Origin of the sequence: Pseudomonas sp. B21-021 (genome assembly GCF_024749205.1) — a bacterium.
Classification (GTDB): Bacteria; Pseudomonadota; Gammaproteobacteria; order Pseudomonadales; family Pseudomonadaceae; genus Aquipseudomonas; species Aquipseudomonas paraglycinae.
The window spans coordinates 5,383,342-5,406,481 of sequence record NZ_CP087192.1 but is presented as its reverse complement, the minus strand read 5'-3'; the positions used below and the strand labels follow the sequence as shown (position 1 = coordinate 5,406,481).

Below are 23,140 nucleotides of genomic sequence, written 5' to 3'. Positions count from 1 at the left end.
GGTCTCTGTCTGAATCATTAAATCAATCCACGCTCAATGAGCACCCGATGCGCCGAAAGAGGGTCTTCGGCCAGGAGCAGATCAGCGAAATCGGAAGTCTTTGCGGACAACTCGGCGTGGTGAATGCACACCGTGGGTCCGGCAATCAGTTTTGGGCAGCTGACGCCATTCAACAGTTTCGGTAGCTGCGCAAGGTTCAGGGCTTTGCTGGAATACAGCAGTACGCCACGGGCTTGCAGGGTATCGGTTGCCAGCGCCAGCTCTCCGGCCGGCAGCGGCCAGTCGAACACCTGCACCGGGCAGTCGGCGCTGCTGATCAGCCAGGCGCAGAGCCACAGGTGCGGCTCCAGTGGCAAATCCGACTGATTGATCAGCAGCAGCGGCGCGGTGCGCAACTGACGATTGTTATGGTAGATCCGTGCGCCGAATTTGCTGCGCAACCAGGCAAAAAAGAACACGCGCTCCATCTGCGCGCCGAACTGGCCCTGCCAGCGTTGTTCGAGATCGCTCAGCAGTGGCAGCAGCAATTGCTCGCAGAGTGTGCGTGGCGGATACAGCGCCATCGCCTGGTTGATGCTGTCGTCGAGGCTGCGCTCGTTCAGGTGAGTGACCGCCAGCAGGGCGGCCTGGCGCAGCGGATGCCATTCGTCTTCCACCGGTTCGTTGAGCGCCTGCGCCGTGTCGAGCAGCGGTTTGACCTGGCTGACCGCAACGCCCCGATTGAGCCAGGTGAGGATGTTCTGGATGCGCTGCACATGTTCGGCGCTGTAAAGACGATGGCCCTTGGGCGTGCGCTGCGGAACGATCAGCCCGTAGCGTCTTTCCCAGGCGCGCAGGGTGACGGCATTCACGCCGGTCTGGCGCGCAACTTCGCGAATCGGCAGCCAGCCTTCGTCGAGGGCTTTCTTGAAGTCGGCGCCGAGGTCTTCACGGGCGCTGGTGTCGGGTGAGTCGTTCATCAAATGGCGTTTCGCAGGCTGAGGTTTTCCGGATGCGGTTGCAGGTACACCTGCTGCGCAATGTAGGGATCCGGGTGGAGGCGAAAGTGATGCTTGAGCAGCGTCAGCGGCACTACCAGCGGCACGATGCCGTGCCGGTACTGGCCAATGATGTGTTGCACTTCCTGTTTGTCTTCGGGGGTGATGACCTGTTTCAGGTAGCCACTGATGTGCTGCAGGACATTGCTGTGGGTGCGGCGGGTGGCGCATTTTTTCAGCGCCGCCATCAGTTCACTGAAATAGCGCGGGCCGAGCTCGTCCGGCGCTGTCTGGCCCATGTTGCCCAGCAGACTGCCCAGTGCCTTGTATTGCACCGGGTTGTGGGCCATCAGCAGGTATTTGTAGCGCGAGTGAAATTCGGTCAGTGCACGGCGGCTCAAGCCCTGCTCGAGCACCTGCTGCCATTCGCGGTAGGCGAGCACGCGGGTGATGAAGTTTTCCCGCAGCACCGGATCGTTCAGGCGCCCGGCTTCCTCCACCGGCAGATTCGGATGCTGCGCACAGAACGCCTCGGCGTAAATGCCACGCCCGCCACCATTCACCGGTGCACCGTTGGCGTGGTAGACCTTGACGCGCTCCAGACCGCAGGAGGGCGATTGCTGCATGAAGATGTAGCCGCAGATGTCACTGAGTTCCCCCGCCATTTTCTCGCCGTAAGCGGCCAGTGGCTGGGTGACGTTAATCGACGGATTGACGGTGCCGACCGCTTCAGGCTTGGCCGGGTCGCCCACAAGTCGAATCGGCTCGCGGGGAATTCCCAGACCGATCGCTACTTCAGGACAGACGGGAACGAATTCAAAATACTCGGCCAGGGTGCGGCTGCACAGCCGCGATTCCTTGTGTCCGCCGTTGTAGCGGACCTCGGCGCCCATCAGGCAGGCGCTGATGGCGATTTTCGGTAGGGACGTCGATGAGTCGGACATGCAGCAACCTCGAATCTAAACCTGTACAGACAAACTGATCTGTACAACATGACTTCAGCATAGATTCATGGGTGTACAAGTCAAATTGTTTGTATAAGTTTTTTGAGGTTTTCAGCGCCAGCCCATTTTCCAGCGTGAGTCATCCTGCAGGACCTGCCAGTCGCATTGCTCGGTACGCCGGGTCAGCACCGCCTGCAATTCGATCGTCAGCACCGTACCTTCTTCGTCGCGGAACAGTTCGGTCACCAGAAAATGCTTTTCACGGTTTTGCGGGTGGGCTGCTGTCCATTTCGACAGCAGCAATTTGCGCGGATTGATGCGGTTCACTGCAGGTGTTCGTGCAAGCGTCTTGCAGCCTCCTGACCACTGAGCCACGCCCCTTCGACCCGACCCGACAGGCACCAGTCGCCACAGGCATACAGGCCCAGATCGGCATCGGCCAGGGTGCCCCATTCATGACTGCTGGCCGGCCGGGCATAGAGCCAGCGGTGGGCGAGGCTGAAAGTCGGGGCCGGCATGGCGCTGTGCAGCAATTCGGCGAAGGCGCCGTGCAATTGTTCGATCACCGCTTCCTTGGGCAAGTCGATGTGCTGCCGGCTCCAGGCGCTGGTGGCGTGCAGGACCCAGGTGTCGCACGTGGTGTCGCGTCCCGGTTTGCTGCGGTTGCGGGCCAGCCAGTCGAGGGCACTGTCCTGGACGAAACAGCCTTCGATTGGCGTATCCAGCGGCGTGTCGAAGGCGAGGGCGACGGCCCAGGTCGGGTCCATTTTCACCCCGGCGGCGGCACCGGCGAGTTTCGGCGCGGCGGCCAGCAGGGCGGTGGCCTGAGGCGCCGGCGTGGCGATTACGACGTGGCTGAACGGCCCGTGAGTGAAGCCTTCAGCGTCTTGCAGGTGCCAGTGTTCTTCGCCGCGATAGACCTCGGTGATCCGGCAGGCGAAGTGCACTTCCAACCCGTCGAGCAGGCCCCTGGTGATGGCGCTCATGCGCGGCGTGCCGACCCAGCGGGTCTGTTCGTCCGGCGACAGGTTCAGTTGCCCGCCATGAAAGGTGTAGAGCTGCGGTGCCCATTCGGCGACCCAGCCTTTGCTTTGCCAGCGCTGGACTTCGGTCACGAAGCGTCGGTCACGGGCGGTGAAATATTGCGCGCCCATGTCCAGCGAGCCGGCGTCGCTGCGCTTGCTCGACATGCGCCCGCCGCTGCCGCGGCTTTTATCGAACAACTGAACGGTATGCCCGGCATCCGTCAGGGCCTGGGCGGCGGAGAGTCCGGCGATGCCGGTGCCAATGATTGCGATAGGTACAGTCATAGGGGCCTCGTTTACCTTTCTGTACAGACTACGCCGTGGATGAAACCTGTACAATTTTGTTTTTTGGTATAACTTCCAGCGTTCTCGTTCTGACAGCTTGGCCTATGGTTAAACAATAGAGCCTGCCCGATAGAAAAGATCCCTGTTTATAAAAATAGACTAGTGATCGGGGTAAAACGCCACGCGAGGTAGAAGTCATGCACATATTGCTGACCGGCGGTACTGGATTGATCGGACGTCAGCTTTGCCGGCACTGGTCCGGGCAGGGGCATCGCCTGACGGTCTGGAGTCGTCGTCCGGAAAAAGTCGCGAAAATCTGTGGCGCCCAGGTGCGTGGAATCGCGCGTCTGGAGGACCTTGGCGACGAGCCGGTCGACGTGATCGTCAACCTTGCCGGCGCGCCGATTGCCGACCGGCCGTGGACCCATCGGCGCAAGGCGCTGTTGTGGAGCAGCCGGATCACGCTGACCGAATCGTTGCTGGCGTGGCTGGAACATCGCGGGCAGAAACCGTCGCTGCTGATCTCGGGCTCGGCGGTGGGTTGGTACGGTGACGGCGGCGAGCGTGAGTTGACCGAAGATTCGCCGCCGGTGATCGACGATTTCGCCAGCCAGTTATGCATCGCCTGGGAGGAAACCGCGCAACGCGCCGAAGCGATGGATATTCGTGTGGTGCTGGTGCGCACCGGGCTGGTGCTGTCGGCCGAGGGCGGCTTTTTGTCGCGCCTGCTGCTGCCGTTCAAGCTCGGGCTGGGTGGGCCTTTGGGCAATGGTCGGCAGTGGATGCCGTGGATTCATATCGATGACCAAATCGCCCTGATTGATTTTCTTCTGCACCGCAATCAGGCGAGCGGTCCTTATAATGCGTGCGCGCCGAAACCTGTGCGCAATCGCGAATTCGCCAAGACGCTGGGCAGCGTGCTGCACCGTCCGGCGTTCATGCCGATGCCGGCCCTCGCGTTGAAGGTCGGGCTCGGCGAGATGTCATTGCTGTTGCTGGGTGGCCAACGGGCCACGCCGAAACGCTTGCTGGAAGCGGGATTCACTTTCCGGTTCTCGGATTTACGCGCGGCCCTGGACGATCTTTCCGGCCGCCTCTGAAATAGGACGTTGCATGACCGATCACGCCTTGCTTCTGGTCAACCTGGGTTCGCCGGCCTCCACTTCGGTGGCCGACGTGCGCAGCTACCTCAATCAATTCCTGATGGACCCGTACGTGATCGACCTGCCGTGGCCGGTGCGGCGCCTGCTGGTGTCGCTGATCCTGATCAAGCGCCCGGAGCAGTCGGCCCATGCCTACGCCTCGATCTGGTGGGAAGAAGGTTCGCCACTGGTGGTGCTCAGTCGTCGCCTGCAACAGCAGATGAAGGCGCAGTGGACTCACGGCCCGGTTGAGCTGGCCATGCGTTACGGCGAGCCGTCCATCGAGACAAGCCTGCTGAAACTGGTTGCGGCGGGGCATAAACGCATCACCCTCGCACCGCTTTATCCACAGTTCGCCGACAGCACCACCACCACGGTGATTGAAGAAGCCAAGCGGGTGCTGCGTGAGAAAAAGCTCGATGTGCAGCTGTCGGTGTTGCAGCCGTTCTACGATCAGCCGGAATACCTCGACGCGCTGGTGGCGAGCGCCAAGCCGCACTTGCAGCAGGATTACGATCACCTGTTGCTGAGCTTCCACGGTTTGCCGGAACGGCATCTGACCAAGCTCGACCCGACCGGCAATCATTGCTTCAAAAATGAAGATTGCTGCAAGAACGCCTCGGCGGCCGTATTGGCGACCTGTTATCGCGCCCAATGCCTGCGCACAGCGGCGCTGTTCGCAGAACGCATGGGTTTGCCAGACGGTAAATGGTCTGTGTCGTTTCAGTCGCGACTGGGCCGGGCGAAGTGGATCGAACCCTACACCGAAGCGCGGCTGGATGAACTGGCCAAAAGCGGCGTGAAGAAGATTCTGGTGATGTGCCCGGCGTTTGTTGCCGATTGCATCGAGACCCTGGAAGAGATCGGCGATCGCGGCAAGGAACAGTTCTGCGAAGCGGGGGGAGAGGAGCTGGTGCTGGTGCCGTGCCTGAATGATGACCCGCAATGGGCGAAGGCGTTGGCAACGCTGTGTGAACGGGCGCCACTGGCCCTTTGATGATCGTCGATGATTGATCGTTCCCACGCAGAGCGTGGGAGCGATCAGTGTGGGGTGATCCGCGTGGGAACGATCTTGAAGCCAAGGCTTAGATCAGCGGCTCATCCGCCTTCTTGTGTTTCCAGCTGTCATTGCCCGGCAGGATCAGGTTCAGCGCAATCGCCACCACCGCGCACAGCGCGATGCCTTTGAGGCCGAAGTCGTCGGGACCGGTGCCGGTGCCGACCAGCACGCCACCGATACCAAACACCAGGGTCACCGACACGATCACCAGATTGCGCGCTTCGCCCAGGTCGATCTTGTGACGGATCAGGGTGTTCATCCCCACCGCCGCGATCGAACCGAACAGCAGGCACAGAATACCGCCCATCACCGGCACCGGAATGCTTTGCAGCAGGGCGCCGAACTTGCCGATGAACGCCAGGGTGATGGCGAAAATCGCCGCCCAGGTCATGATTTTCGGGTTGTAGTTCTTGGTCAGCATCACCGCGCCAGTCACTTCGGCGTAGGTGGTGTTGGGCGGGCCGCCGAACAGGCCGGCTGCGGTGGTGGCGATGCCGTCACCGAGCAGGGTGCGATGCAGGCCAGGCTTCTTCAGGTAGTCGCGACCGGTCACGCTGCCGACCGCAATCACGCCGCCGATGTGTTCGATCGCCGGGGCCAGCGCCACCGGGACGATGAACAAAATCGCCTGCCAGTTGAACTCCGGCGCGGTGAAATGAGGAAGTGCAAACCATGGGGCTGCCGCAATCTTCGCGGTGTCGACGACACCGAAATAGAAGGACATGGCGAAACCCACCAGCACGCCGGAAATGATCGGCACCAGACGGAAAATGCCTTTGCCGAACACCGCCACGATCAACGTGGTCAACAGCGCCGGCATCGAGATCATCATCGCGGTCTGGTAATGGATCAGCTCGGAACCGTCACCGGCCTTGCCCATCGCCATGTTCGCGGCAATCGGCGCCATGGCCAGGCCGATGGAGATGATCACCGGGCCAATGACGACTGGCGGCAGCAGACGGTCAATGAAGCCGGTGCCTTTGATCTTCACGGCCAGGCCGAGGAAGGTGTAGACGAAACCGGCCGCCATCACGCCGCCCATGGTCGCGGCAAGGCCGAACTGTCCCTTGGCGAGAATGATCGGGGTGATGAAGGCGAAGCTCGATGCCAGGAACACCGGCACCTGACGCCCGGTGACGATCTGGAACAGAATCGTCCCAAGACCTGCGGTAAACAGTGCCACGTTCGGGTCCAGGCCCGTGATCAGTGGCATCAGCACCAGGGCGCCGAAAGCCACGAACAGCATCTGTGCGCCGGACAGCACCGTGCGCCAGAGCGGATCGTTGAACTCTTGCTGCATGCTTACGCGTCCTTCTGCTTGGTGCCGAAGATCTTGTCACCGGCATCGCCAAGCCCAGGAATGATGTAACCGTGCTCATTGAGTTTCTGATCGATGGACGCGGTGTAGATGATCACGTCCGGGTGAGCTTTCTCGACAGCGGCAATGCCTTCCGGCGCGGCAACCAGCACCATCGCGCGGATGTCCTTGCAACCGGCCTTCTTCAGCAGGTCGATGGTCGCAACCATGGAGCTGCCAGTGGCGAGCATCGGGTCGATGATCATCGCCAGGCGTTCGTCGATTTCCGGAACCAGTTTTTCCAGATAGGTGTGGGCCTGCAGGGTTTCTTCGTTACGGGCAACGCCGACGGCGCTGACCTTGGCGCCCGGGATCAGGCTCAGCACGCCTTCGAGCATGCCGATGCCGGCGCGCAGGATCGGCACGACGGTAATTTTCTTGCCGGCGATTTTCTCGACCGACACAGTGCCGCACCAACCTTCGATATCGTAGGTTTCCAGCGGCAGGTCTTTGGTAGCTTCATAGGTCAACAGGGCACCGACTTCCTGAGCGAGCTCGCGGAAATTCTTGGTGCTGATGTCTGCACGGCGCATAAGGCCAAGTTTGTGACGGATCAGCGGATGGCGGATCTCTTGGATGGACATGGGGAAAGGCTCCGGCGGCGGGCAAAAAAACCGGCCTAGATTAATCTATCCGAGGGTGATGTCCTATAGGACATACAGTACGTTAGTCCACAAATGCTTGATTCGGCCGTGCGGGATGCGTACCTTTGCCCGCTTTTCCGAAACAGACCCCCCTTGGAGAGCGCCATGTCCGCTGATCTCGAGCATATCCGTCAAATCATGCGAGAGGCTGACTGCCTGTACACCGAAGCTGAAGTCGAGGCTGCCATTGCCCGCGTCGGTGCACAAATCAACGAACAACTGGCCGACAGCAACCCGGTGGTGTTCTGCGTGATGAACGGCGGCCTGATCTTCTCCGGCAAACTGCTGACTCATCTGCAGTTCCCGCTGGAAGCGTCCTACCTGCACGCCACCCGCTATCGCAACGAAACCAGCGGCGGCGACCTGTTCTGGAAAGCCAAGCCGGAAGTCTCGTTCATCGACCGCGACGTGCTGATCATCGACGACATCCTCGACGAAGGTCACACCCTGGGCGCGATCATCGACTTCTGCCGTCACGCCGGCGCACGTAAAGTGCACACCGCCGTGCTGATCGACAAGGATCACGACCGCAAGGCCCGTCCTGACCTGAAAGCCGACTTCGTCGGTCTGCCGTGCATTGACCGTTACATCTTCGGTTACGGCATGGACTACAAAGGCTACTGGCGCAACGCCAACGGGATCTTCGCCGTCAAAGGCATGTAAGAACCCCTGAAAGATCGCAGCCCCAGGCTGCGATCTTTTGCTTTTAAAGACTGCTAAAGTGCTCGGCCCCGCCCCCCGGAGCCTGTCATGAGCCTCTTGATCCGCAGCTGCGCCGCCCTGTTGCTGACCCTCAGCCTGCCCCTGGCCGCCGCCCCGATGCACAGTCAATTCCTGCCGCCCGACGATCTGACCCTGCGCGATGCCGAACCCGAGCAGCAGCAACTGTTGCAGGTCACCGATTATTCAGTGGTGGTGGGGGCCCAGCGCCAGTCCAATCAGCAGCCGATCCCGGTCACCTCGCCATTGATGATCCGCCTCAAGGGCAAGTCCCTGAACAAGGGCGCGACGATCAATCAGGTGCTGGTCAACTTCGATGGCGAAAGCAAAAGCCTGAAAAAACCGGTGTATGACGACAAGAGCAAGACCCTGACGCTGTTCTACCCGCTGGCCCAGTACCGGGTGGTGATCGATCTGTTGCGCAACGACACCGTGTATTGCCAGTTCCTGACCTACGCCAACGGCCACATCTGGGCCGATTTGCACACCGGCAGCACGCGCTCGCGTTGAGCCTTGTGCCTGCGCAGGGGTAAACTGCCCGCCCCGTGAAATGTCTGCGAGCTGGAGTCGGCAATGCGTAAAGATAAGAAGCAAGTGATTGGTGACGAGATCGGCGATGAGCAGATCAAGCTGTTCCTCGATTTTGAGCCGGTCGACGCCACCTCGCCGTCGCTGCACAAACTGGTCAAGGCCTACCGTGGCCTGCGCATCGACGATTTCGAGCGTTTCCTGACGTTCTTCGTTGCAGCCGGTTATGACGTGGACGGCAAGGACGAGCACGGCAAGACCTTCGTCGACCAGATCCGCGATCAGCGCAACGCCCCGGAATACATCGAGTTGATCGAGAAAGCACGCGGCTGATCGCCCGAAGTTTTCCACAGGCATAAAAAAACGCCCCGCACTCACCGAGTGCGGGGCGTTTTTCATGGAGCCGAATCAGGCGTAGCTTTCGGTCTCGTTGCTGGCTTCAACCAGTTCCAGCGCGACGTTGTTCTGCGTGTTGATCTTGCGATACAGCGCAGCGTCGGTTTCCAGGACCTTTTCACGGGCCGGGAAGATTTCCGCCAGTTTGGCAGCCCACTCACCCTTGGCCTTGGTCGGGAAGCACTTCTCGATCAGTTCCAGCATGATCGAAACGGTCACCGAAGCGCCTGGCGAAGCGCCGAGCAGGGCGGCGAGGGAGCCGTCCTTCGCAGCGACCAGTTCGGTACCGAACTGCAGGATGCCGCCTTTTTTCGGGTCTTTCTTGATGATCTGTACCCGTTGGCCGGCCACTTCCAGGCGCCAGTCTTCGGCTTTCGCCTCGGGGTAGAAACGGCGCAGGGATTCCAGACGCTGTTCCATCGACTGCATCACTTCGCTGACCAGGTACTTGGTCAGGTCCATGTTGTTTTTCGCCACGGCCAGCATCGGGCCGATGTTGCCGGCGCGAACCGACATCGGCAGGTCCATGAAGGAGCCGTGCTTGAGGAACTTGGTGGTGAAACCGGCGTATGGCCCGAACAGCAGGGATTTCTTGCCATCGACCACGCGGGTGTCCAGGTGCGGCACGGACATCGGAGGTGAACCCACGGCGGCCTGGCTGTAAACCTTGGCCTGGTGATGCTTGACCACTTCCGGGTTGTCGCAACGCAGCCACTGGCCACTGATCGGGAAGCCGCCAAAGCCTTTGCTCTCTTCGATGCCCGAGGCTTGCAGCAGCGGCAGGGCCGCGCCACCGGCGCCGAGGAACACGAATTTGGCGTCGACTTCACGGCTGCTGCCGCTGTTGACGTCCTTGATGCTGACGGTCCAGCCGTTGCCATTACGCTTGAGGCCGGTCACGCGCTTGCAGTACTTGACCTGGGCATCGGGTGCGCTGGTCAGGTGCTTGAGCAACTGATTGGTCAGGGCGCCGAAGTTGACGTCGGTGCCGTTGATCACGCGGGTGGCGGCGAGCACCTGGTCTTTCGGACGACCCGGCATCATCAATGGCATCCACTCGGCCATCTTCGCCTTGTCTTCGGTGTATTCCATGTCGGCGAAGGCGTGGTGCTTGTGCAGCACGTTGAAGCGTTCCTTGAGGAATGAAACGCCTTTTTCGCCTTCGACGTAGCTCAGGTGCGGCACCGGGCTGATGAAGGATTTGCACGAGCCGAACGTGCCCTTCTTGGTCAGGTACGACCAGAACTGCTTCGACACCTCGAACTGGGTGTTGATGTGCACGGCTTTCTTGATGTCGACGGTGCCGTCGGCAGCCTGCGGCGTGTAGTTCAGCTCGCACAGGCCGGCGTGGCCGGTACCGGCGTTGTTCCATGGGTTGGAACTCTCCGCGGCACCGGAATCCATCAGCTCGACGACTTCCAGCTTGATCGCCGGGTCGAGCTCTTTGAGCAGTACTGCGAGGGTGGCACTCATGATGCCGGCCCCAACCAGAACTACGTCGACTGCTTCGTTATGCGCCATTTAACGCGTCTCCAAAATCTGCAGCACCAAATTGTCGGCATGGCTGCCAGGCGTCCAGGGCAGGTCAGTTGAGCCCCGGGTATCCTTGGTCAGGTGTGCCATGTCCGAATCTTCGCAATTTTTCGCAACTTCGACGGATGCGTGCGGCCTGGCTTTCAAGAGTCCCATGAACTCATTTCGGCACGGGGCTGGCAATTCGACTTATGGTCGAGACATCCGTTTGTGCAACCAAATCCGTAGCGGACAGGCTTCAGGCTCCGGTATTCGAGGCGTTCCCGTTCCTGTGTCGTTGGGCTGTTTCAGACGCTAATGGTGCATGTTCAGACGCAAAACTATTCATTTGCTCGCCACACTCTTGTGAAGTTGTGAAAACCCGTTTTTTTCACGCTCTTTTGAAGACGTGAACCTCAAAAAGGGCTGTCCGGGGCTGGCACCGTGCCCGAAGGGGCAAACAACTCAGTGGCCGAGCGTCATGACAGCTCTGCAGATTCGCGAAAAGCGGGATTTGCCAGGGAAACAGCAAGCACGCCAGCTTCACTCGATCTGTGTGGGCGGCTCTCTGTGGGCGATTTGGATGCCAATGCAAGCGCATTGACGCTGTTGCGGGGCCCGATCAGGAGACGTCCTTATAATCGGGGGGAGATTGTATCGAAGAAATGCGGGGAGTTGGTCGAGTTTAATGACTTTTATTAGGCATCCGGTCAGATGCTCAACATTGCCTGAGCACGTGCGCGTGGGCGCTGCTGTTCGACCCGGGCGCTGACTGGCAGAGGCTGGTGCAACCAGTTGAGGCGGATTTCCTCGATTTCGACCCAGCCGTCACCCATCGGTTGCAGGCTGCATTGCTTGAAGGCCTGGCAATGGCCGTTGCGGTCGAGCAGGGCGAAGCTGCGGTGCAGCGGGCGTGGGGCGAACAACGAGATCAGATAGCGCATGGCGGTGTTCCTTTTTGGGATCTGTGGCGAGATTGTCAAAGGAACGTGAACTGAACGTGTATGGGGGGTGAAGAATGTGTGACAGGAACCGCTGGCGGCGGGTTTTGTCTGAGATTTCAGTGCTGGTGACCCACAGTGGCCCACCGCTATACTGCCGGCCTGTCTGTGCCTGATTCTGGAGAGAAGAGCATGTTGCAACGCCTGTTGTTCGGTTTGATCACTGTGACCAGTTTGACCCTGGTTGGCTGCGCCCACAGCCCGCAACAACTGAGCCCGGAACCGAAGCTGACCACTCAGCTGGCACCGGTCGGCCATGGCCAGCCTGTCGTGGTCCGCGTGGTTGACGGTCGTCCGTCGCCAACCCTCGGCACCCGTGGCGGCCTGTACCCGGAAACCAGCGCCATCACCGTGCAGCGCGAGCAGATCCTGCCGAAGTTGCAGGCCCAGGCCGAAGCGGCCGTGCGTCTGCTCGGGTTCACCCCGACCAACAACGCCCCCAATGCACCGCAGTTGACCGTGACGTTGGCCGAACTGAAATACCAGTCGCCCAAAGAAGGCATGTACGTGACCGAGGCCACCATCGGCGCGACCTTCCGCTCCGACGTGCAGAACGCTAACCGTCGCTACAGCGGTCGTTACGGTGCCTCGCTGGACCAGCGTTTCGGCATGGCGCCGAACCAGGAAACCAACACCAAACTGGTCAGCGACGTGCTGAGCGATGCGCTGACCCGTCTGTTCAAGGATCCGACCGTGGGTCAGGTCCTCGCCGAGTAAGTATTCGGTTGATGTGAAAAAGCCCGGGGCCAGTGATGGCTCCGGGCTTTTTTCGTTCAGGCGGCCTGGGAATAGAAGTCGAGGACGCTGACACCGGTCAGCAGATCGGTCTCGGGCAAGTCCGCATGCTGGTGCCCGCCGAGGGCGCAATACACCAGCCAGTGACGGTCCTGAACATTGAAGGCCAGGCTGCCGACGAGGTTCTGCTGTTCGTCGGACGGGGAGATGAGGTACAGGCGATCCTGGTTTTCAGCGTGAAGCATGTCGCGTTCCGTGTCGGTTTCGAGGCGCGCAGGGTGACTGAAACAAATGACGATGCCGTGACACAGGACAGCCATCGGTCGATTGATGGGTTATTTGTCGCAAAGGCTAGGGCAGTGGGGGAGGGTTTCGGTAGAATCCGCGCCGCGGTCGTCGGTCTGGCGTTCGCCATGCCCGGTTTAGATTGAGGTCTGTGATGTCGCTGCACTTGATGACGCTGTTTACCGCCCATCCCGCCAAATTGATCAACCTGCTGGCCCTGCTGTTGGCCTTCCCCGGCAGTTGGCTGCTGCACGCGACCCGTCGCCGTGAACAACGGGCGATGGCCAGTATCGCGGCCCAGCGTCAGAGTCAGCCGAATCAGGAGCCGGTGCTCGATTGGGCGACCCTGCGCATGAACCGCTTCTTCTACCGCTTCGGTTTTGCCTGCCTGGGCCTGGCGCTGCTGGTGTCCTGGATCAGTACCCGCTTCTGAACGAAAAACGGCGCCCGAAGGCGCCGTTCTTGTATCTGGCTGAAACCGCTTACAGCGGCAGTCCAGCCTTGACCCGGTACTGATTGCGCACCGGCGTCGCATATTGCAGCACCAGATACGGACGATGCTCCTCGGGGCAGGCGTCCAGACGGTTCTGCCACTCTTCCTGGGCCTTGGCCAGTTCCTCGGCACCGAACACGTCGGCAGCCTTCGGCACGTTCAATTGCGGATCGGCATCGGCCCACTGCGCGTACGCCAGGTAATGCACCGGGAACAACCGGTAGCCACCGAGAATCTGCTTGTCCATCTCGACCGCCAATTGCTTGGTGTCCTCGAACAGCTCGGTGATCGGCGCGGCGAAGTTCACGTGCACCCGGCCCTTGTAGCCGGTGATGCCCTTGGCGATGCTCACGTCATCCTCGCCCGGCGCTTTGCTGTAGGTGCCGGTGGTGGCGCGGATGTACAGCTCGCGGGCCTTGGCCTGGTCGCACGGGTCGTATTCGTAGCTGATCGACACCGGGGTCAGGTTCAGCGACTGAATGACTTCGCCGAACGGCTCGTCCTTGCGGCTCATGTGGAACATCTTGAGGATCGCCGACTCGGTACGGTCGTCGCCGTCCTTCGCGCGGCCTTCGGCCTGGGCGATCCAGATCGAGGCGCAGTCATTGCGGATCGAGTGGTTGATGTACGCCGACAGCAGTTGGTAAGCGGCCATTTTCTCGCGGCGCCCGGTGATCGAGCGGTGCACGATGAAGCTCTTGTTCAAACGCATCAGGTCGCTGACGAACGGCTTTTGCAGCAGGTTGTCGCCAATCGCGATGCGCGGCGTCGGCAGGCCGGCGTGGTACACGGCGTAGTTGACGAAGGCCGGGTCCATCACGATGTCGCGGTGGTTGGCGATGAACAGATAAGCGCTGCCAGACTTGAATTGCTCGACACCGGTGTAGGTCACGCCGTCGGTGGCGCGCTCGATGGTGTGGTCGACGTAGAACTCGACCTTGTCCTGCAAAGTGGCCACGGAGGTCACGTCGGCGAACTCACGACGCAGCCGATGGGCTATAAGTGGTTTGAGCATCCAGCCGAAGGCACCGGCAAAACGCGGGAAGCGGAAGTGGGTGAGGATATCTAGAAACGCCTTGTCGCCGAGCAGTCGCGCCAGTACCGCAGGTACTTCGCTGTCGTCGTAAGGTCGGATGGCATCGAATTCGCCCATCATGCTCTCTTGTTGGAAACGGCTAGGGTAAGTAAAGGTTTTGATCGAAAACCAACGGGGCACGGTCTGAAAAAGTAGCCAGACAAAAATAGCCCTGCAAATAGACCGGCGATTATACGCACAAGTCACCCGGGAGACCGCGATGCTGGAAAGCGCAGTATATGAATGTCCGTATTGTGGTGAAGAGGTCGAGACGACCGTGGATCTCTCCGCTGGCGACCAGACCTATATCGAAGACTGTCAGGTGTGCTGTCGGCCGATCACCTTTGTGTTGCAGGTCCATGGAGAGGACTGGTTTCTGGAAGTCTTCAGCGAAAACGAGTGAGGCGCGCCCATGCAGCGAATCTACGAGCCGGAAAACCTGATGGAAGGCGAGATGCTCAAGGGCATGCTCGCCAGCGAAGGCATCGAGGCGCATCTGGTCGGGCGCGATCTGCTGGGCGGCACGGGCGAGTTGCCGATCTTCGGTCTGCTGGGCTTGTCGGTCGATAACGACCAGGCCGAATACGCCCGCGAGCTGATCAGTGCGTACAATGCCGCGCTGCCGCTGCCCGGCGATGAACCGGACAGTTATCCCGGGACGCTGGTCTGTTAGGCTGGCGTTCGTTTTATTTGTGAGTCGTGCTGCCCCATGTGTGGACGTTATGCCCTGTTTCGCTGGAACCGCGATTTCGCGAACCTGCCCGGTTTTCCTGCCGATCAGCAGGCGCAGTGGAACATTTCCCCCAACGATTCGGTGTTGATGCTGCGCGCCGAACCCGACGGCCAGCGCACGCTGGCTCGTGCCCGTTGGGGGCTGACACCGCCATGGCTGACCGACATGTCGCGCACGCCGGCCCACGCCCGGGCTGAAACCGTCGCCGAACAGCCGATGTTTCGCGAAGCCCTGCGCCTGCGCCGTTGCCTGCTGCCGGCCAACGGTTTCTACGAGTGGCGCGGCAACGTGCGCAAGCGGCCGTACTGGCTGACACCGGGGGAAGGTGCTTCGTTGTTTTTTGCGGCGATCTGGGAAGCGTATCCGGTGCAGGAACAGGTGTGGCTAAGCACGGCGGTGATCACTCAGTCGGCGGCCAGTCAGCGCCGGCCTTTGATTCTCGATGAGGCGGGGCAGGCGGCGTGGCTTGATCCTGAAACGCCGATGCATGTTCTGCAAGGCCTGCTCGCCAGCGAACCCGCCGCCTTGCGCGAGCGGGTGCTGGCGAACCTGGTCAATGATCCGAAGCTCAACGGGCCGGAGTGCTTGACTCCGGCCTGATCGGTCAGACCTTGAACTGATTGATCAACCGCCGCTGTTGCTCCGCCAGTTTGGTCAGATCCGCACTCGCCGAACTCGACTCATCCGCACCACCGGCCACTTCATTCGCCACCTGACCAATGTTGATCACGTTGCGGTTGATGTCGTCGGCCACCGCGCTCTGTTCTTCGGCGGCGCTGGCGATCTGGGTGTTCATGTCGTTGATCACCGATACCGCCTGAGTAATGGTCTCCAGCGCCTCCGCTGCCTTGGCCGCGTGCTGCACGCTTTCGTCGGTACGATTCTGGCTGTCCTCCATGACCCGCACCACGTCGCGGGTGCCCTGTTGCAGTTGCTGGATCATGCTCTGGATTTCTTCGGTGGCCTTCTGGGTTTTCTGCGCCAGGTTGCGCACCTCGTCGGCCACCACCGCAAAACCACGTCCTTGTTCACCAGCGCGGGCAGCTTCAATCGCCGCGTTGAGGGCCAGCAGGTTGGTCTGCTCGGCGATCCCGCGAATGGCGATGAGGATCGCGTTGATGTTTTCGCTGTCCTTGGCCAGGGTCTGAACAACGTCCACGGCCTTGCCGATTTCCACGGCCAGCACGCCGATCGAATTCGACGTATCGCGCACGATTTGCATGCCCTGACTAGCCGCCTGATCGGCGTGGCTGGCCGCTTGTGCTGCCTGGGTCGCGTTACGCGCCACGTCTTGCGCGGTGGCGGTCATTTCCTGCACGGCGGTTGCCACCTGATCAATCTCGGCCATCTGCTTCTGAATGCCGATATTGGTACGGATCGCGATGTCCGCCGTGTGCTCCGAGGAGTCGCTGACGCTTTGTACCGACGACACCACCTGCGTGATCATCCCCTGCAATTTGGCGAGGAAGGTATTGAAACCTTTGGCGATTGAACCGAGTTCGTCTTTGCGATCACTGGTCAAACGACGGGTCAGGTCACCTTCGCCCTGGGCGATGTCATCGAGCATGGTCACCATCTGTTTGAGCGGGCGGGCGATGCCGTGGCCCACCAGCCAGATCACCAGCAGGCCGAGGCCGGCAATGATCAGGCCGACCATGGCCATGCCGAAGGTGTCGGATTTGCGCTGGGCGTCGAGGTCGCCCTGGAGCTTTTGCAGGTCGGCCATCACCGCGTCGAGCGGCAGTTGCAGCATCAGTGTCCAGCGCGCGTCGGTCTGGCCGATGCCGAACGGCAGGTACAACTCGATCCGGCCTTGCTCTTTATTGACGGTGTAGGTCACTTCGCCGCGCTTGAGATTGGCCATGTTGGCAATCTGCTGGGCGTCGAGGATATCGCTGACCTTCTCGCCGAATTTGCTCGGATCCTTGGTGTAGGCGACGATCCGACCGTTGCCGCCGATCAGCGCCATTTGCCCGGCGCCGCTGTACAGCTTCTGGTTGGCGCCCAGAAGCATGTCCTGGATGAAGTTCACCGACAGGTCGGCGCCGACGATGCCCTGGAAGGCGCCGTTGAGCATGATCGGTTCGATAAAGGAGGCGAGCATGACGATCTTGTCGCCGACCTTGTACGGGGCGGGATCGATCACGCAGGATTTTTTGGTTTCTTTCGAGCACAGGTAGTACTCGCTGGCGCGCACGCCGGTGGACAGGACTTTCTGGTCGTCGACGTCTACCAGTTTGTCCAGACCGAGGGTGCCGTCGTCGTTGCGGAACCACCACGGCAGGAAACGCCCGTTGGCGGCGTCGATGCCGACCACACTGGTGCCGACGTAGGCCGAATCGTTGTGGTCCAGTGCGTTCTTTTCCCAGCCGATGTAGGTGCCGAGAATCTTCGGGTTCTTCTCGACGTTTTCCTTGATCAGGCTGATCAGTTGCTCACGGCTGACGGTCAGTCGCGGCTGGCCATCGGCGCCCGGCGTGCCGAGCAGGGCGTTGACGCGTACCAGGCCGCCGGCAATCAGCAACGGTGCTTCCAGTTCGCGCTGGATCTGGCTGACCTGGGTCTGCGCCAGCGATGTCAGGCGCTGTTCGATGACTTGCTCGAACTGGGCCTGGGTCCGTTGCTGGACCATCTCCTGGGTGCGGGCACCGGAGAACAGCGCGTACAGCACCAGCGCGGCGACTACGCTGAGTACGATGGCGCCGGCCAGGGCGGCCACGGAAAACTGGATCGACTTGAACTTCATGGGAGCTCCGCACGCGAGAGGACGTCTGCGCTGCTGTATCGGCAGCCACTATTGCGCCATGAGGTGCGGAGCAAGTAATTGCAGTCGGATGTCGCAAATGGATCAGTGCGCGACGCAGTTGCAGCGGGCGCGGCGGTGGATGTGAATTTTTTCCTGCAGGGCTGGCGGGCGTGTTCTGAAAACAGGTGCAACACGTCCGTTGTATCTGGCGTCGATACAATTACCCGCCTAGGATACGCGGCAGGTTTTCAGGGAGCTTTTGAATGAACAAGACATTGGTTGTAAGTGCACTGAGCGCGGCGCTGTTGCTGGCCGGTTGTCAGTCGGTCAACACCACCAGCGGCGGTGCCGTGGGCGTGGAGCGCAAGCAGTACATGTTCAGCATGCTGTCCTCGCAAGAGGTCGACCAGATGTATGCCCAGTCCTATCAGAAGACCGTGGGCGAAGCGTCCAGCAAAGGCGTGCTGGACAAGACCAGCAACGATGCCAAACGGATTCAGGCCATCGCCAACCGGCTGATCGCCCAGGCACCGAATTTCCGTCCGGATTCGGCGCAGTGGGAGTGGGAAGTGAACTTGATCAAGAGCGACGAGCTCAACGCCAACTGCGGTCCTGGCGGCAAGATCATTTTCTACACCGGGCTGATCGACAGCCTGAAACTCACCGACGATGAAATCGCCGCGGTCATGGGCCATGAAATCGCCCACGCCTTGCGCGAGCACGGACGTGAAGCCATGTCCAAGGCCTATGGCATCGAAATGGCCAAGCAGGGCGCCGGTGCGTTGCTCGGCCTGGGGCAGGACAGCCTGGCGCTGGCCGACACCGTGGCCAACTACGGCATGACGCTGCCCAACAGCCGCGCCAACGAGAACGAGGCCGACCTGATCGGTCTGGAACTCGCCGCGCGTGCCGGGTACAACCCGAACGCCGCCATCACTCTGTGGGAGAAGATGAGCAAGGCCTCTGAAGGCGCGCCGCCGGAGTTCATGAGCACTCACCCGTCTTCCAGCAGCCGCACGGCTGCCTTGCAGGCGGCGATTCCGAAGGTCATGCCGCTTTACGAGAAAGCGCCCAAGTCCTAAAACCATGATCGCTCCCGCACTCAATGCGGGAGCGATCTGCCGGATCAAACCCAGCCGCTGCTCTGCATCGCCTTGTACACCGCGACGATCGCCAGGATCAGGAACGCGGAGGCAGCCAGTCGACGGATCAGGGTCAGCGGCAGTTTCTCCGCCGCAAAATTACCCGCCAGTACCACCGGCACGTTGGCGATCAGCATGCCCGCCGTCGTACCGATGATCACCAGCCACAGCTCCGGGTATTGGGCTGCCAGCATTACGGTAGCGATCTGGGTCTTGTCGCCGATTTCCGCCAGGAAGAACGCAATCAGCGTGGTCAGGAACGGCCCGAACTTGCGGGCGGTGCTGGCTTCATCGTCGTCCATCTTGTCCGGCACCAGCGTCCACAGGGCGGTGGCGGCGAAGCTCGCGGCGAGAATCCAGTGCAGGACCGAATCGGAGAAGAAGCTGCCGAACCAGGCGCCGACCGCACCGGCTGCCGCGTGGTTGGCCAGGGTCGCAGCGACGATACCGGCGATGATCGGCCAGGGTTTGCGAAAGCGAGCGGCGAGAATCAGCGCGAGCAGTTGCGTCTTGTCGCCGATTTCGGCCAAGGCAACGATTGCGGTGGGAACGAGTAACGAGTCCAGCATCAGGATTTCCTAAGGGGCGGGTCGACACGGCTATGACACGTACAGCCTTCCCGCCCCGGGTAAGGTGTGCGTGTCATAGGTCTTGTCAAACCCTGCGATCCGTCTGGTGCGGACGCTTGGGTCGCATACGCCATGATCTGAGGATCAAGTATGTTGACGTATGCCGGACGAGCTTGGCGCTCGTGGGAGACTACTCCCCTAGGACGGAGCGGATTCTGCCTAGGCAGAATCCATTCGGCAAGTGCTAATTTTCAGCCGCGCTTGGCCCGGTAAATCCGGAAACCGTTGCCTTCGGCCTTGATCGCGCAGACCCCGAGATGCTCTTCGATCAACGGTTGGTACTTCAGGAAGCTGTTGGCAACCAGGCGAAGTTCGCCGCCGTTTTTTAGATGTTTGGCTGCTTTTCGCAGCAAGTTCTCTGTAGCGAAATAATCGGTGTGTACGCCGACATGGAACGGCGGGTTGCTCAAAATCGCGTTCAAACCCATCGGCGCCGCATCGATTCCGTCACCGGTCAGTACCTCGGCTTCCAGACCATTGGCCGCCAGGGTCAAACGGCTGCTGGCGGCAGCGAAGGCATCAACGTCGAGCAACGTGACTTGGTTGTGCGGGTAACGACGCTTGACCGCCGCGCCGAGCACGCCGGCGCCGCAACCGAAGTCCAGCAAATGACCGCTCGGCAGTTTGTCCAGGTGTTCCAGCAGCAGGGCGCTGCCACGGTCCAGTCGGCCATGGCTGAACACGCCCGGCAGGCTGATGACTTTCAACGGGCCTTCGGCCAGCGGCAGTTCGTAAGTCTGCGCCAGGCTTTCCAGCGGTTTGGCTTCGGGAGCGTTGGCCACGGTTACTTGCCACAGCTGGCAATGGCGCGCGCTGTCGAGCTTGCGCGGCTTACCGAACGGGTTGAGCTGTTTGGACGCGCCTTCGATACCGCTGCGTTTTTCCCCGACCAGATAGACTTCACGTCCGGCCAGGCGCGAAGCCACGGCATTGAGGATGTAATCGGTCAGGTCCTTGGCCTTGGGCAGGAACACCACGGCGTTGGTGAATTCGCGTTCCGGCACGTTCACGCCAAAATGGCTGCGGCCTTCGAAACGCGCTTCGAGTGCGGCCTGATCGCCGGCGTGCCAGCACCAGCCAAACGCATCGGGCAGGCGCCCCAGCAGATCATCGGCAGGCAAACCGGCCAGCAACACCGACCCCTGGAATAACTCGGCCTGACGAAGCAGTACTTCACTGCGCGGATCCATAACTGCTCCTGTGAAAAAAAGTGCCGCAGTTTATCAACTGACGACTCGCAGCGCCTTACCGCTGTAGAACGCCTGAGTGTTTTCCACCAGTTGGCCGACGATTCGCTGCCGCGCTTCGCGGCTGCCCCAGGCGTTGTGCGGGGTGACGATCAGGCGCGGGATGTCGGCAGCCAGCAGCGGATTGCCGTTGGTCGGCGGCTCGACGCTCAGCACATCGGTGGCCGCGCCGCCCAGATGACCGCTGCGCAAGGCGTCGGCCAGGGCCTGTTCGTCAATCAGCCCGCCCCGGGCGGTGTTGACCACAAACGCGCCGGGTTTCATCGAGGCGAGTTCGCGGGCGCCGATGAAATGCCGGGTGTGTTCGTTGAGCGGGCAGTGCAGGGTGAGGGCGTCGATCTGCGGCAACAGATCCTCCAGCGGCAGACGATCCGGACGGGCCGGGCGCCCCGGAATCTGCCCCAGCAACACGCGCATGCCAAAGGCTTCGGCCAGTCGCGCGACTGCCCCGCCGAGTTCGCCATGACCGAGCAAACCAAGGGTTTTGCCTTCCAGTTCGACAATCGGGTAATCCAGCAGGCAGAACTGTTTCGCCTGCTGCCAGCGGCCTTCACCAACGGCTTTTTGATAGTCGGCCAGACGCGTGGCGAGATTGAGCAGCAGCATGATCGTGTGCTGCGCCACTGACGGCGTGCCGTAACCCTGGCAGTTGCACACCGTGATGCCGTGGGCGCGGGCGGCGGCCAGATCGACGTTGTTGGTGCCGGTGGCGGTGATCAGGATCAGCTTCAGCTGTGGGTTGGCGGCCATGGCGGCGGCGTCGATCAGGATCTTGTTGCTGATCGCCACGGTCGCCCCTTGCAGGCGCTCGCTCACTTGCGCAGGCAACGTCTGGGCGAACAGTTGCAGATCGCTGAAGCAGTCACGCAAAGGGCTCAGATCGAGATCGCCAAGATCCAGCGACGGGTGATCGAGGAATACGGCGCGGTGGGCGTTCGTCATCAACTGTACCTGTTGTGCTTTGAAGGGAAGGCGTAATCTGCCGAGCCTACCAGATGAAACAACTCGTTACGCTTGGCCGAAAGGAGCCCCCATGTACTGGACCGAATTCTTGACCGTTGCCCTGATCCACCTGTTGGCCGTCGCCAGCCCCGGTCCTGATTTCGCCGTGGTGGTACGCGAAAGCGTGACACATGGTCGACGCGCCGGGACTTGGACCGCGTTGGGCGTGGGCACGGCGATTTTCCTGCACGTCGGTTATTCGCTGCTGGGGATCGGGCTGATCGTTTCCCAATCGATTGTGCTGTTCAACGCCCTGAAATGGGCGGCCGCCGCGTACCTGCTGTACATCGGCTTCAAGGCCCTGCGTGCGCAACCGGCGAAAACCGTGACCGATGATCTGCACAAAGAGGCCGGTGAGCGCACCGCACGTGGCGCCTTCACCTCGGGTTTCGTGACCAATGGCCTGAACCCGAAAGCCACGCTGTTCTTCCTGTCGCTGTTCACCGTGGTGATCAACCCGCACACCCCGCTGACAGTTCAGGCCGGTTACGGCATTTATCTCGCCGTCGCGACCGCCACCTGGTTCTGTCTGGTGGCCATGCTGTTCAGCCAGCAGCGCGTGCGCGCCGGTTTCGCCCGCATGGGCCACTGGTTCGACCGCACCATGGGCGCGGTGCTGATCGCCATCGGCGTGAAACTCGCGTTCACCGAGATGCATTGATCGAGCGAAGCTGATTCAGGGCGTTGAGGTATTCCCGGGGATTGTCCCCGAGCAAGCGGCGAAACATCGCGCTGAACGCCCGCGCGCTGCCGTAACCCAGATCCCGCGCCACGCTCTGCACGCTGTCCCCGGCGAGCAGGCGGGGCAGGGCTTCCATCAGGCGCAGTTGCTGGCGCCAGGCATTGAAATTCATCTTCAGTTGTTGCTGGAACAGCCGCGCCAACGTGCGTGAGCTGGCGCCGACCTGCTGCGCCCAGTCTTCCAGGGTGTTGGGATGATCCGGCGTGCGTAACAGTGCCAGGCAAATGCCTTGCAGGCGCCGGTCAGTGGGCATCGGGATGTGCAGTGGCAGGTTTTCGAGGCTGGCGAGTTCTTCCAGCATCAGTTGCTGGATCAGCGGATTGTCGGCATGCGGCGGGCCCTGCACCGCACGCAGGATCAGCTCGCGCAGCAATGGCGTGACCGCCAGCACACAACAGTTGTGCAGGCTGGCCGGCGCCAGTTCGGGGGCGATGAACAATGAACGCATCTGCACATCGCCGGACATGAAAATCTCGTGGGCGACTTCGGGCGGAATCCACACCGCGCGACTCGGCGGAAGCACCCAGGCACCTTGCGCCGTCACCACCCGCATCACCCCGCTCACTGCATAAAGCAATTGCGCCTCGCGGTGCAGGTGCAGCGGCTGGTGCGAGCCGTCCAGATAGTCCCGGGGATAGGCACTGACCGGTCCGTGTTCGAAATGGCTGATCAACATGTCGGATTCGATGACTTGGTTGGCAGGAATGCGCTTTCCGGCCA

The 23,140-nt window shown here is 61.1% G+C and carries 27 protein-coding genes, 1 pseudogene and 1 riboswitch; of the genes and pseudogenes, 12 read left to right on the top strand and 16 right to left on the bottom strand.

What is annotated here, in order from left to right; genetic code table 11:
- Positions 1-17: 17 nt before the first annotated feature.
- The 4 genes from LOY31_RS24250 to LOY31_RS24235 form a co-directional block, all read right to left on the bottom strand.
- On the bottom strand, positions 18-959 hold the full coding sequence (locus LOY31_RS24250) for a MerR family transcriptional regulator (protein ID WP_258712299.1): 942 nt from the start codon (positions 957-959) through the stop codon (positions 18-20).
- Positions 959-1,921, bottom strand: coding sequence for a DUF523 and DUF1722 domain-containing protein (locus tag LOY31_RS24245; RefSeq protein WP_258712298.1), 963 nt, complete (start codon positions 1,919-1,921; stop codon positions 959-961). The genes LOY31_RS24250 and LOY31_RS24245 overlap by 1 nt, the downstream gene beginning before the upstream one ends.
- A 111-nt stretch (positions 1,922-2,032) precedes the next feature.
- Entirely contained in the window at positions 2,033-2,248 is a 216-nt protein-coding gene (locus LOY31_RS24240; RefSeq protein WP_127799873.1) for a TIGR02450 family Trp-rich protein, read from the bottom strand.
- Entirely contained in the window at positions 2,245-3,231 is a 987-nt protein-coding gene (locus LOY31_RS24235; RefSeq protein WP_007951687.1) for an NAD(P)/FAD-dependent oxidoreductase, read from the bottom strand. The genes LOY31_RS24240 and LOY31_RS24235 overlap by 4 nt, the downstream gene beginning before the upstream one ends.
- A gap of 197 nt (positions 3,232-3,428) precedes the next feature.
- Between LOY31_RS24235 and LOY31_RS24230 the strand changes: the two genes are divergently transcribed.
- Both LOY31_RS24230 and hemH read left to right on the top strand, forming a co-directional pair.
- Positions 3,429-4,331, top strand: coding sequence for a TIGR01777 family oxidoreductase (locus LOY31_RS24230; RefSeq protein ID WP_258712297.1), 903 nt, complete (start codon positions 3,429-3,431; stop codon positions 4,329-4,331).
- A 13-nt stretch (positions 4,332-4,344) separates the two neighbouring features.
- Entirely contained in the window at positions 4,345-5,370 is a 1,026-nt protein-coding gene (hemH, locus tag LOY31_RS24225) for a ferrochelatase (protein ID WP_127799869.1), read from the top strand.
- Between the two features lie 88 nt (positions 5,371-5,458).
- On the opposite strand, the gene LOY31_RS24220 is transcribed toward hemH, so the two are convergent.
- Both LOY31_RS24220 and upp read right to left on the bottom strand, forming a co-directional pair.
- Positions 5,459-6,733 (bottom strand): uracil-xanthine permease family protein, encoded by a 1,275-nt coding sequence (locus tag LOY31_RS24220; RefSeq protein WP_007951684.1) that lies wholly within the window; start codon positions 6,731-6,733, stop codon positions 5,459-5,461.
- Positions 6,734-6,735: 2 nt separating this feature from the next.
- Positions 6,736-7,374, bottom strand: coding sequence for a uracil phosphoribosyltransferase (upp, locus tag LOY31_RS24215; RefSeq protein WP_007951682.1), 639 nt, complete (start codon positions 7,372-7,374; stop codon positions 6,736-6,738).
- Between the two features lie 165 nt (positions 7,375-7,539).
- Between upp and LOY31_RS24210 the strand changes: the two genes are divergently transcribed.
- From LOY31_RS24210 to LOY31_RS24200, 3 genes are all read left to right on the top strand, one after another.
- Positions 7,540-8,097 carry a hypoxanthine-guanine phosphoribosyltransferase gene (locus LOY31_RS24210; protein ID WP_007951681.1) on the top strand — a complete coding sequence of 186 codons (558 nt, stop codon included), beginning with the start codon at positions 7,540-7,542 and terminating at the stop codon, positions 8,095-8,097.
- 87 nt (positions 8,098-8,184) lie between these two features.
- Positions 8,185-8,664, top strand: coding sequence for a hypothetical protein (locus LOY31_RS24205; RefSeq protein ID WP_007951680.1), 480 nt, complete (start codon positions 8,185-8,187; stop codon positions 8,662-8,664).
- A gap of 63 nt (positions 8,665-8,727) precedes the next feature.
- Positions 8,728-9,015: a PA4642 family protein gene (locus LOY31_RS24200; RefSeq protein ID WP_007951679.1), complete on the top strand. Its 288-nt coding sequence runs from the start codon at positions 8,728-8,730 to the stop codon at positions 9,013-9,015.
- A 75-nt stretch (positions 9,016-9,090) separates the two neighbouring features.
- Here the strand turns inward: LOY31_RS24200 and mqo are convergent, their stop codons facing one another.
- Together mqo and LOY31_RS24190 are read right to left on the bottom strand one after the other, a co-directional pair.
- Positions 9,091-10,599 (bottom strand): malate dehydrogenase (quinone), encoded by a 1,509-nt coding sequence (mqo, locus tag LOY31_RS24195; protein ID WP_221534767.1) that lies wholly within the window; start codon positions 10,597-10,599, stop codon positions 9,091-9,093.
- Between the two features lie 701 nt (positions 10,600-11,300).
- Positions 11,301-11,534: a hypothetical protein gene (locus LOY31_RS24190; RefSeq protein WP_007951677.1), complete on the bottom strand. Its 234-nt coding sequence runs from the start codon at positions 11,532-11,534 to the stop codon at positions 11,301-11,303.
- Positions 11,535-11,723: 189 nt separating this feature from the next.
- Between LOY31_RS24190 and LOY31_RS24185 the strand changes: the two genes are divergently transcribed.
- A complete protein-coding gene (locus tag LOY31_RS24185; RefSeq protein WP_007951676.1) occupies positions 11,724-12,308 on the top strand; it encodes a YajG family lipoprotein in 585 nt (194 codons plus the stop codon).
- Between the two features lie 56 nt (positions 12,309-12,364).
- On the opposite strand, the gene LOY31_RS24180 is transcribed toward LOY31_RS24185, so the two are convergent.
- On the bottom strand, positions 12,365-12,571 hold the full coding sequence (locus LOY31_RS24180; RefSeq protein ID WP_085606961.1) for a hypothetical protein: 207 nt from the start codon (positions 12,569-12,571) through the stop codon (positions 12,365-12,367).
- Positions 12,572-12,765: 194 nt separating this feature from the next.
- On the opposite strand from LOY31_RS24180, the gene LOY31_RS24175 reads away from it, so the two are divergent.
- On the top strand, positions 12,766-13,044 hold the full coding sequence (locus tag LOY31_RS24175) for a hypothetical protein (RefSeq protein ID WP_007951673.1): 279 nt from the start codon (positions 12,766-12,768) through the stop codon (positions 13,042-13,044).
- 49 nt (positions 13,045-13,093) lie between these two features.
- Here LOY31_RS24175 and LOY31_RS24170 read toward each other — a convergent pair whose 3' ends face one another.
- Complete coding sequence (locus LOY31_RS24170; RefSeq protein ID WP_007951672.1) at positions 13,094-14,257, bottom strand: 1-acyl-sn-glycerol-3-phosphate acyltransferase; 1,164 nt, start codon at positions 14,255-14,257, stop codon at positions 13,094-13,096.
- Between the two features lie 142 nt (positions 14,258-14,399).
- On the opposite strand from LOY31_RS24170, the gene LOY31_RS24165 reads away from it, so the two are divergent.
- Genes LOY31_RS24165 through LOY31_RS24155 form a run of 3 tightly spaced genes read left to right on the top strand, consistent with a single transcriptional unit; the run spans position 14,400 to position 15,512 of the window.
- On the top strand, positions 14,400-14,582 hold the full coding sequence (locus LOY31_RS24165; protein ID WP_011335896.1) for a CPXCG motif-containing cysteine-rich protein: 183 nt from the start codon (positions 14,400-14,402) through the stop codon (positions 14,580-14,582).
- A 9-nt stretch (positions 14,583-14,591) separates the two neighbouring features.
- Positions 14,592-14,852: a putative signal transducing protein gene (locus LOY31_RS24160; protein ID WP_011335895.1), complete on the top strand. Its 261-nt coding sequence runs from the start codon at positions 14,592-14,594 to the stop codon at positions 14,850-14,852.
- Between the two features lie 36 nt (positions 14,853-14,888).
- Positions 14,889-15,512, top strand: a complete 624-nt coding sequence (locus LOY31_RS24155) for an SOS response-associated peptidase (RefSeq protein WP_085606958.1) — start codon at positions 14,889-14,891, stop codon at positions 15,510-15,512.
- 4 nt (positions 15,513-15,516) lie between these two features.
- Here the strand turns inward: LOY31_RS24155 and LOY31_RS29575 are convergent, their stop codons facing one another.
- Together LOY31_RS29575 and LOY31_RS29570 are read right to left on the bottom strand one after the other, a co-directional pair.
- Positions 15,517-16,260, bottom strand: coding sequence for a methyl-accepting chemotaxis protein (locus LOY31_RS29575; protein ID WP_371857322.1), 744 nt, complete (start codon positions 16,258-16,260; stop codon positions 15,517-15,519).
- 114 nt (positions 16,261-16,374) lie between these two features.
- A pseudogene (locus LOY31_RS29570) lies at positions 16,375-16,569 on the bottom strand (HAMP domain-containing protein); the annotation flags it as partial.
- A 1,352-nt stretch (positions 16,570-17,921) separates the two neighbouring features.
- On the opposite strand from LOY31_RS29570, the gene LOY31_RS24145 reads away from it, so the two are divergent.
- Positions 17,922-18,740, top strand: a complete 819-nt coding sequence (locus tag LOY31_RS24145; RefSeq protein ID WP_258712296.1) for a M48 family metallopeptidase — start codon at positions 17,922-17,924, stop codon at positions 18,738-18,740.
- Positions 18,741-18,784: 44 nt separating this feature from the next.
- On the opposite strand, the gene LOY31_RS24140 is transcribed toward LOY31_RS24145, so the two are convergent.
- From LOY31_RS24140 to LOY31_RS24130, 3 genes are all read right to left on the bottom strand, one after another.
- The gene (locus tag LOY31_RS24140) at positions 18,785-19,369 is read right to left on the bottom strand and encodes a TMEM165/GDT1 family protein (RefSeq protein WP_007956837.1); all 585 of its coding nucleotides are present in this window, start codon (positions 19,367-19,369) and stop codon (positions 18,785-18,787) included.
- A gap of 88 nt (positions 19,370-19,457) precedes the next feature.
- A riboswitch (yybP-ykoY riboswitch) is annotated at positions 19,458-19,580 on the bottom strand.
- Between the two features lie 40 nt (positions 19,581-19,620).
- A complete protein-coding gene (locus LOY31_RS24135) occupies positions 19,621-20,619 on the bottom strand; it encodes a class I SAM-dependent methyltransferase (protein ID WP_127799861.1) in 999 nt (332 codons plus the stop codon).
- A gap of 33 nt (positions 20,620-20,652) precedes the next feature.
- Entirely contained in the window at positions 20,653-21,618 is a 966-nt protein-coding gene (locus LOY31_RS24130) for a 2-hydroxyacid dehydrogenase (protein WP_258712295.1), read from the bottom strand.
- 91 nt (positions 21,619-21,709) lie between these two features.
- Here LOY31_RS24130 and LOY31_RS24125 point away from each other — a divergent pair, with 91 nt between their 5' ends.
- A complete protein-coding gene (locus LOY31_RS24125) occupies positions 21,710-22,339 on the top strand; it encodes a LysE family translocator (protein ID WP_007956831.1) in 630 nt (209 codons plus the stop codon).
- Here LOY31_RS24125 and LOY31_RS24120 read toward each other — a convergent pair.
- Complete coding sequence (locus LOY31_RS24120; RefSeq protein WP_221534760.1) at positions 22,323-23,096, bottom strand: helix-turn-helix domain-containing protein; 774 nt, start codon at positions 23,094-23,096, stop codon at positions 22,323-22,325. The two genes, LOY31_RS24125 and LOY31_RS24120, sit on opposite strands and share 17 nt — an antisense overlap.
- Between the last annotated feature and the right edge of the window lie 44 nt (positions 23,097-23,140).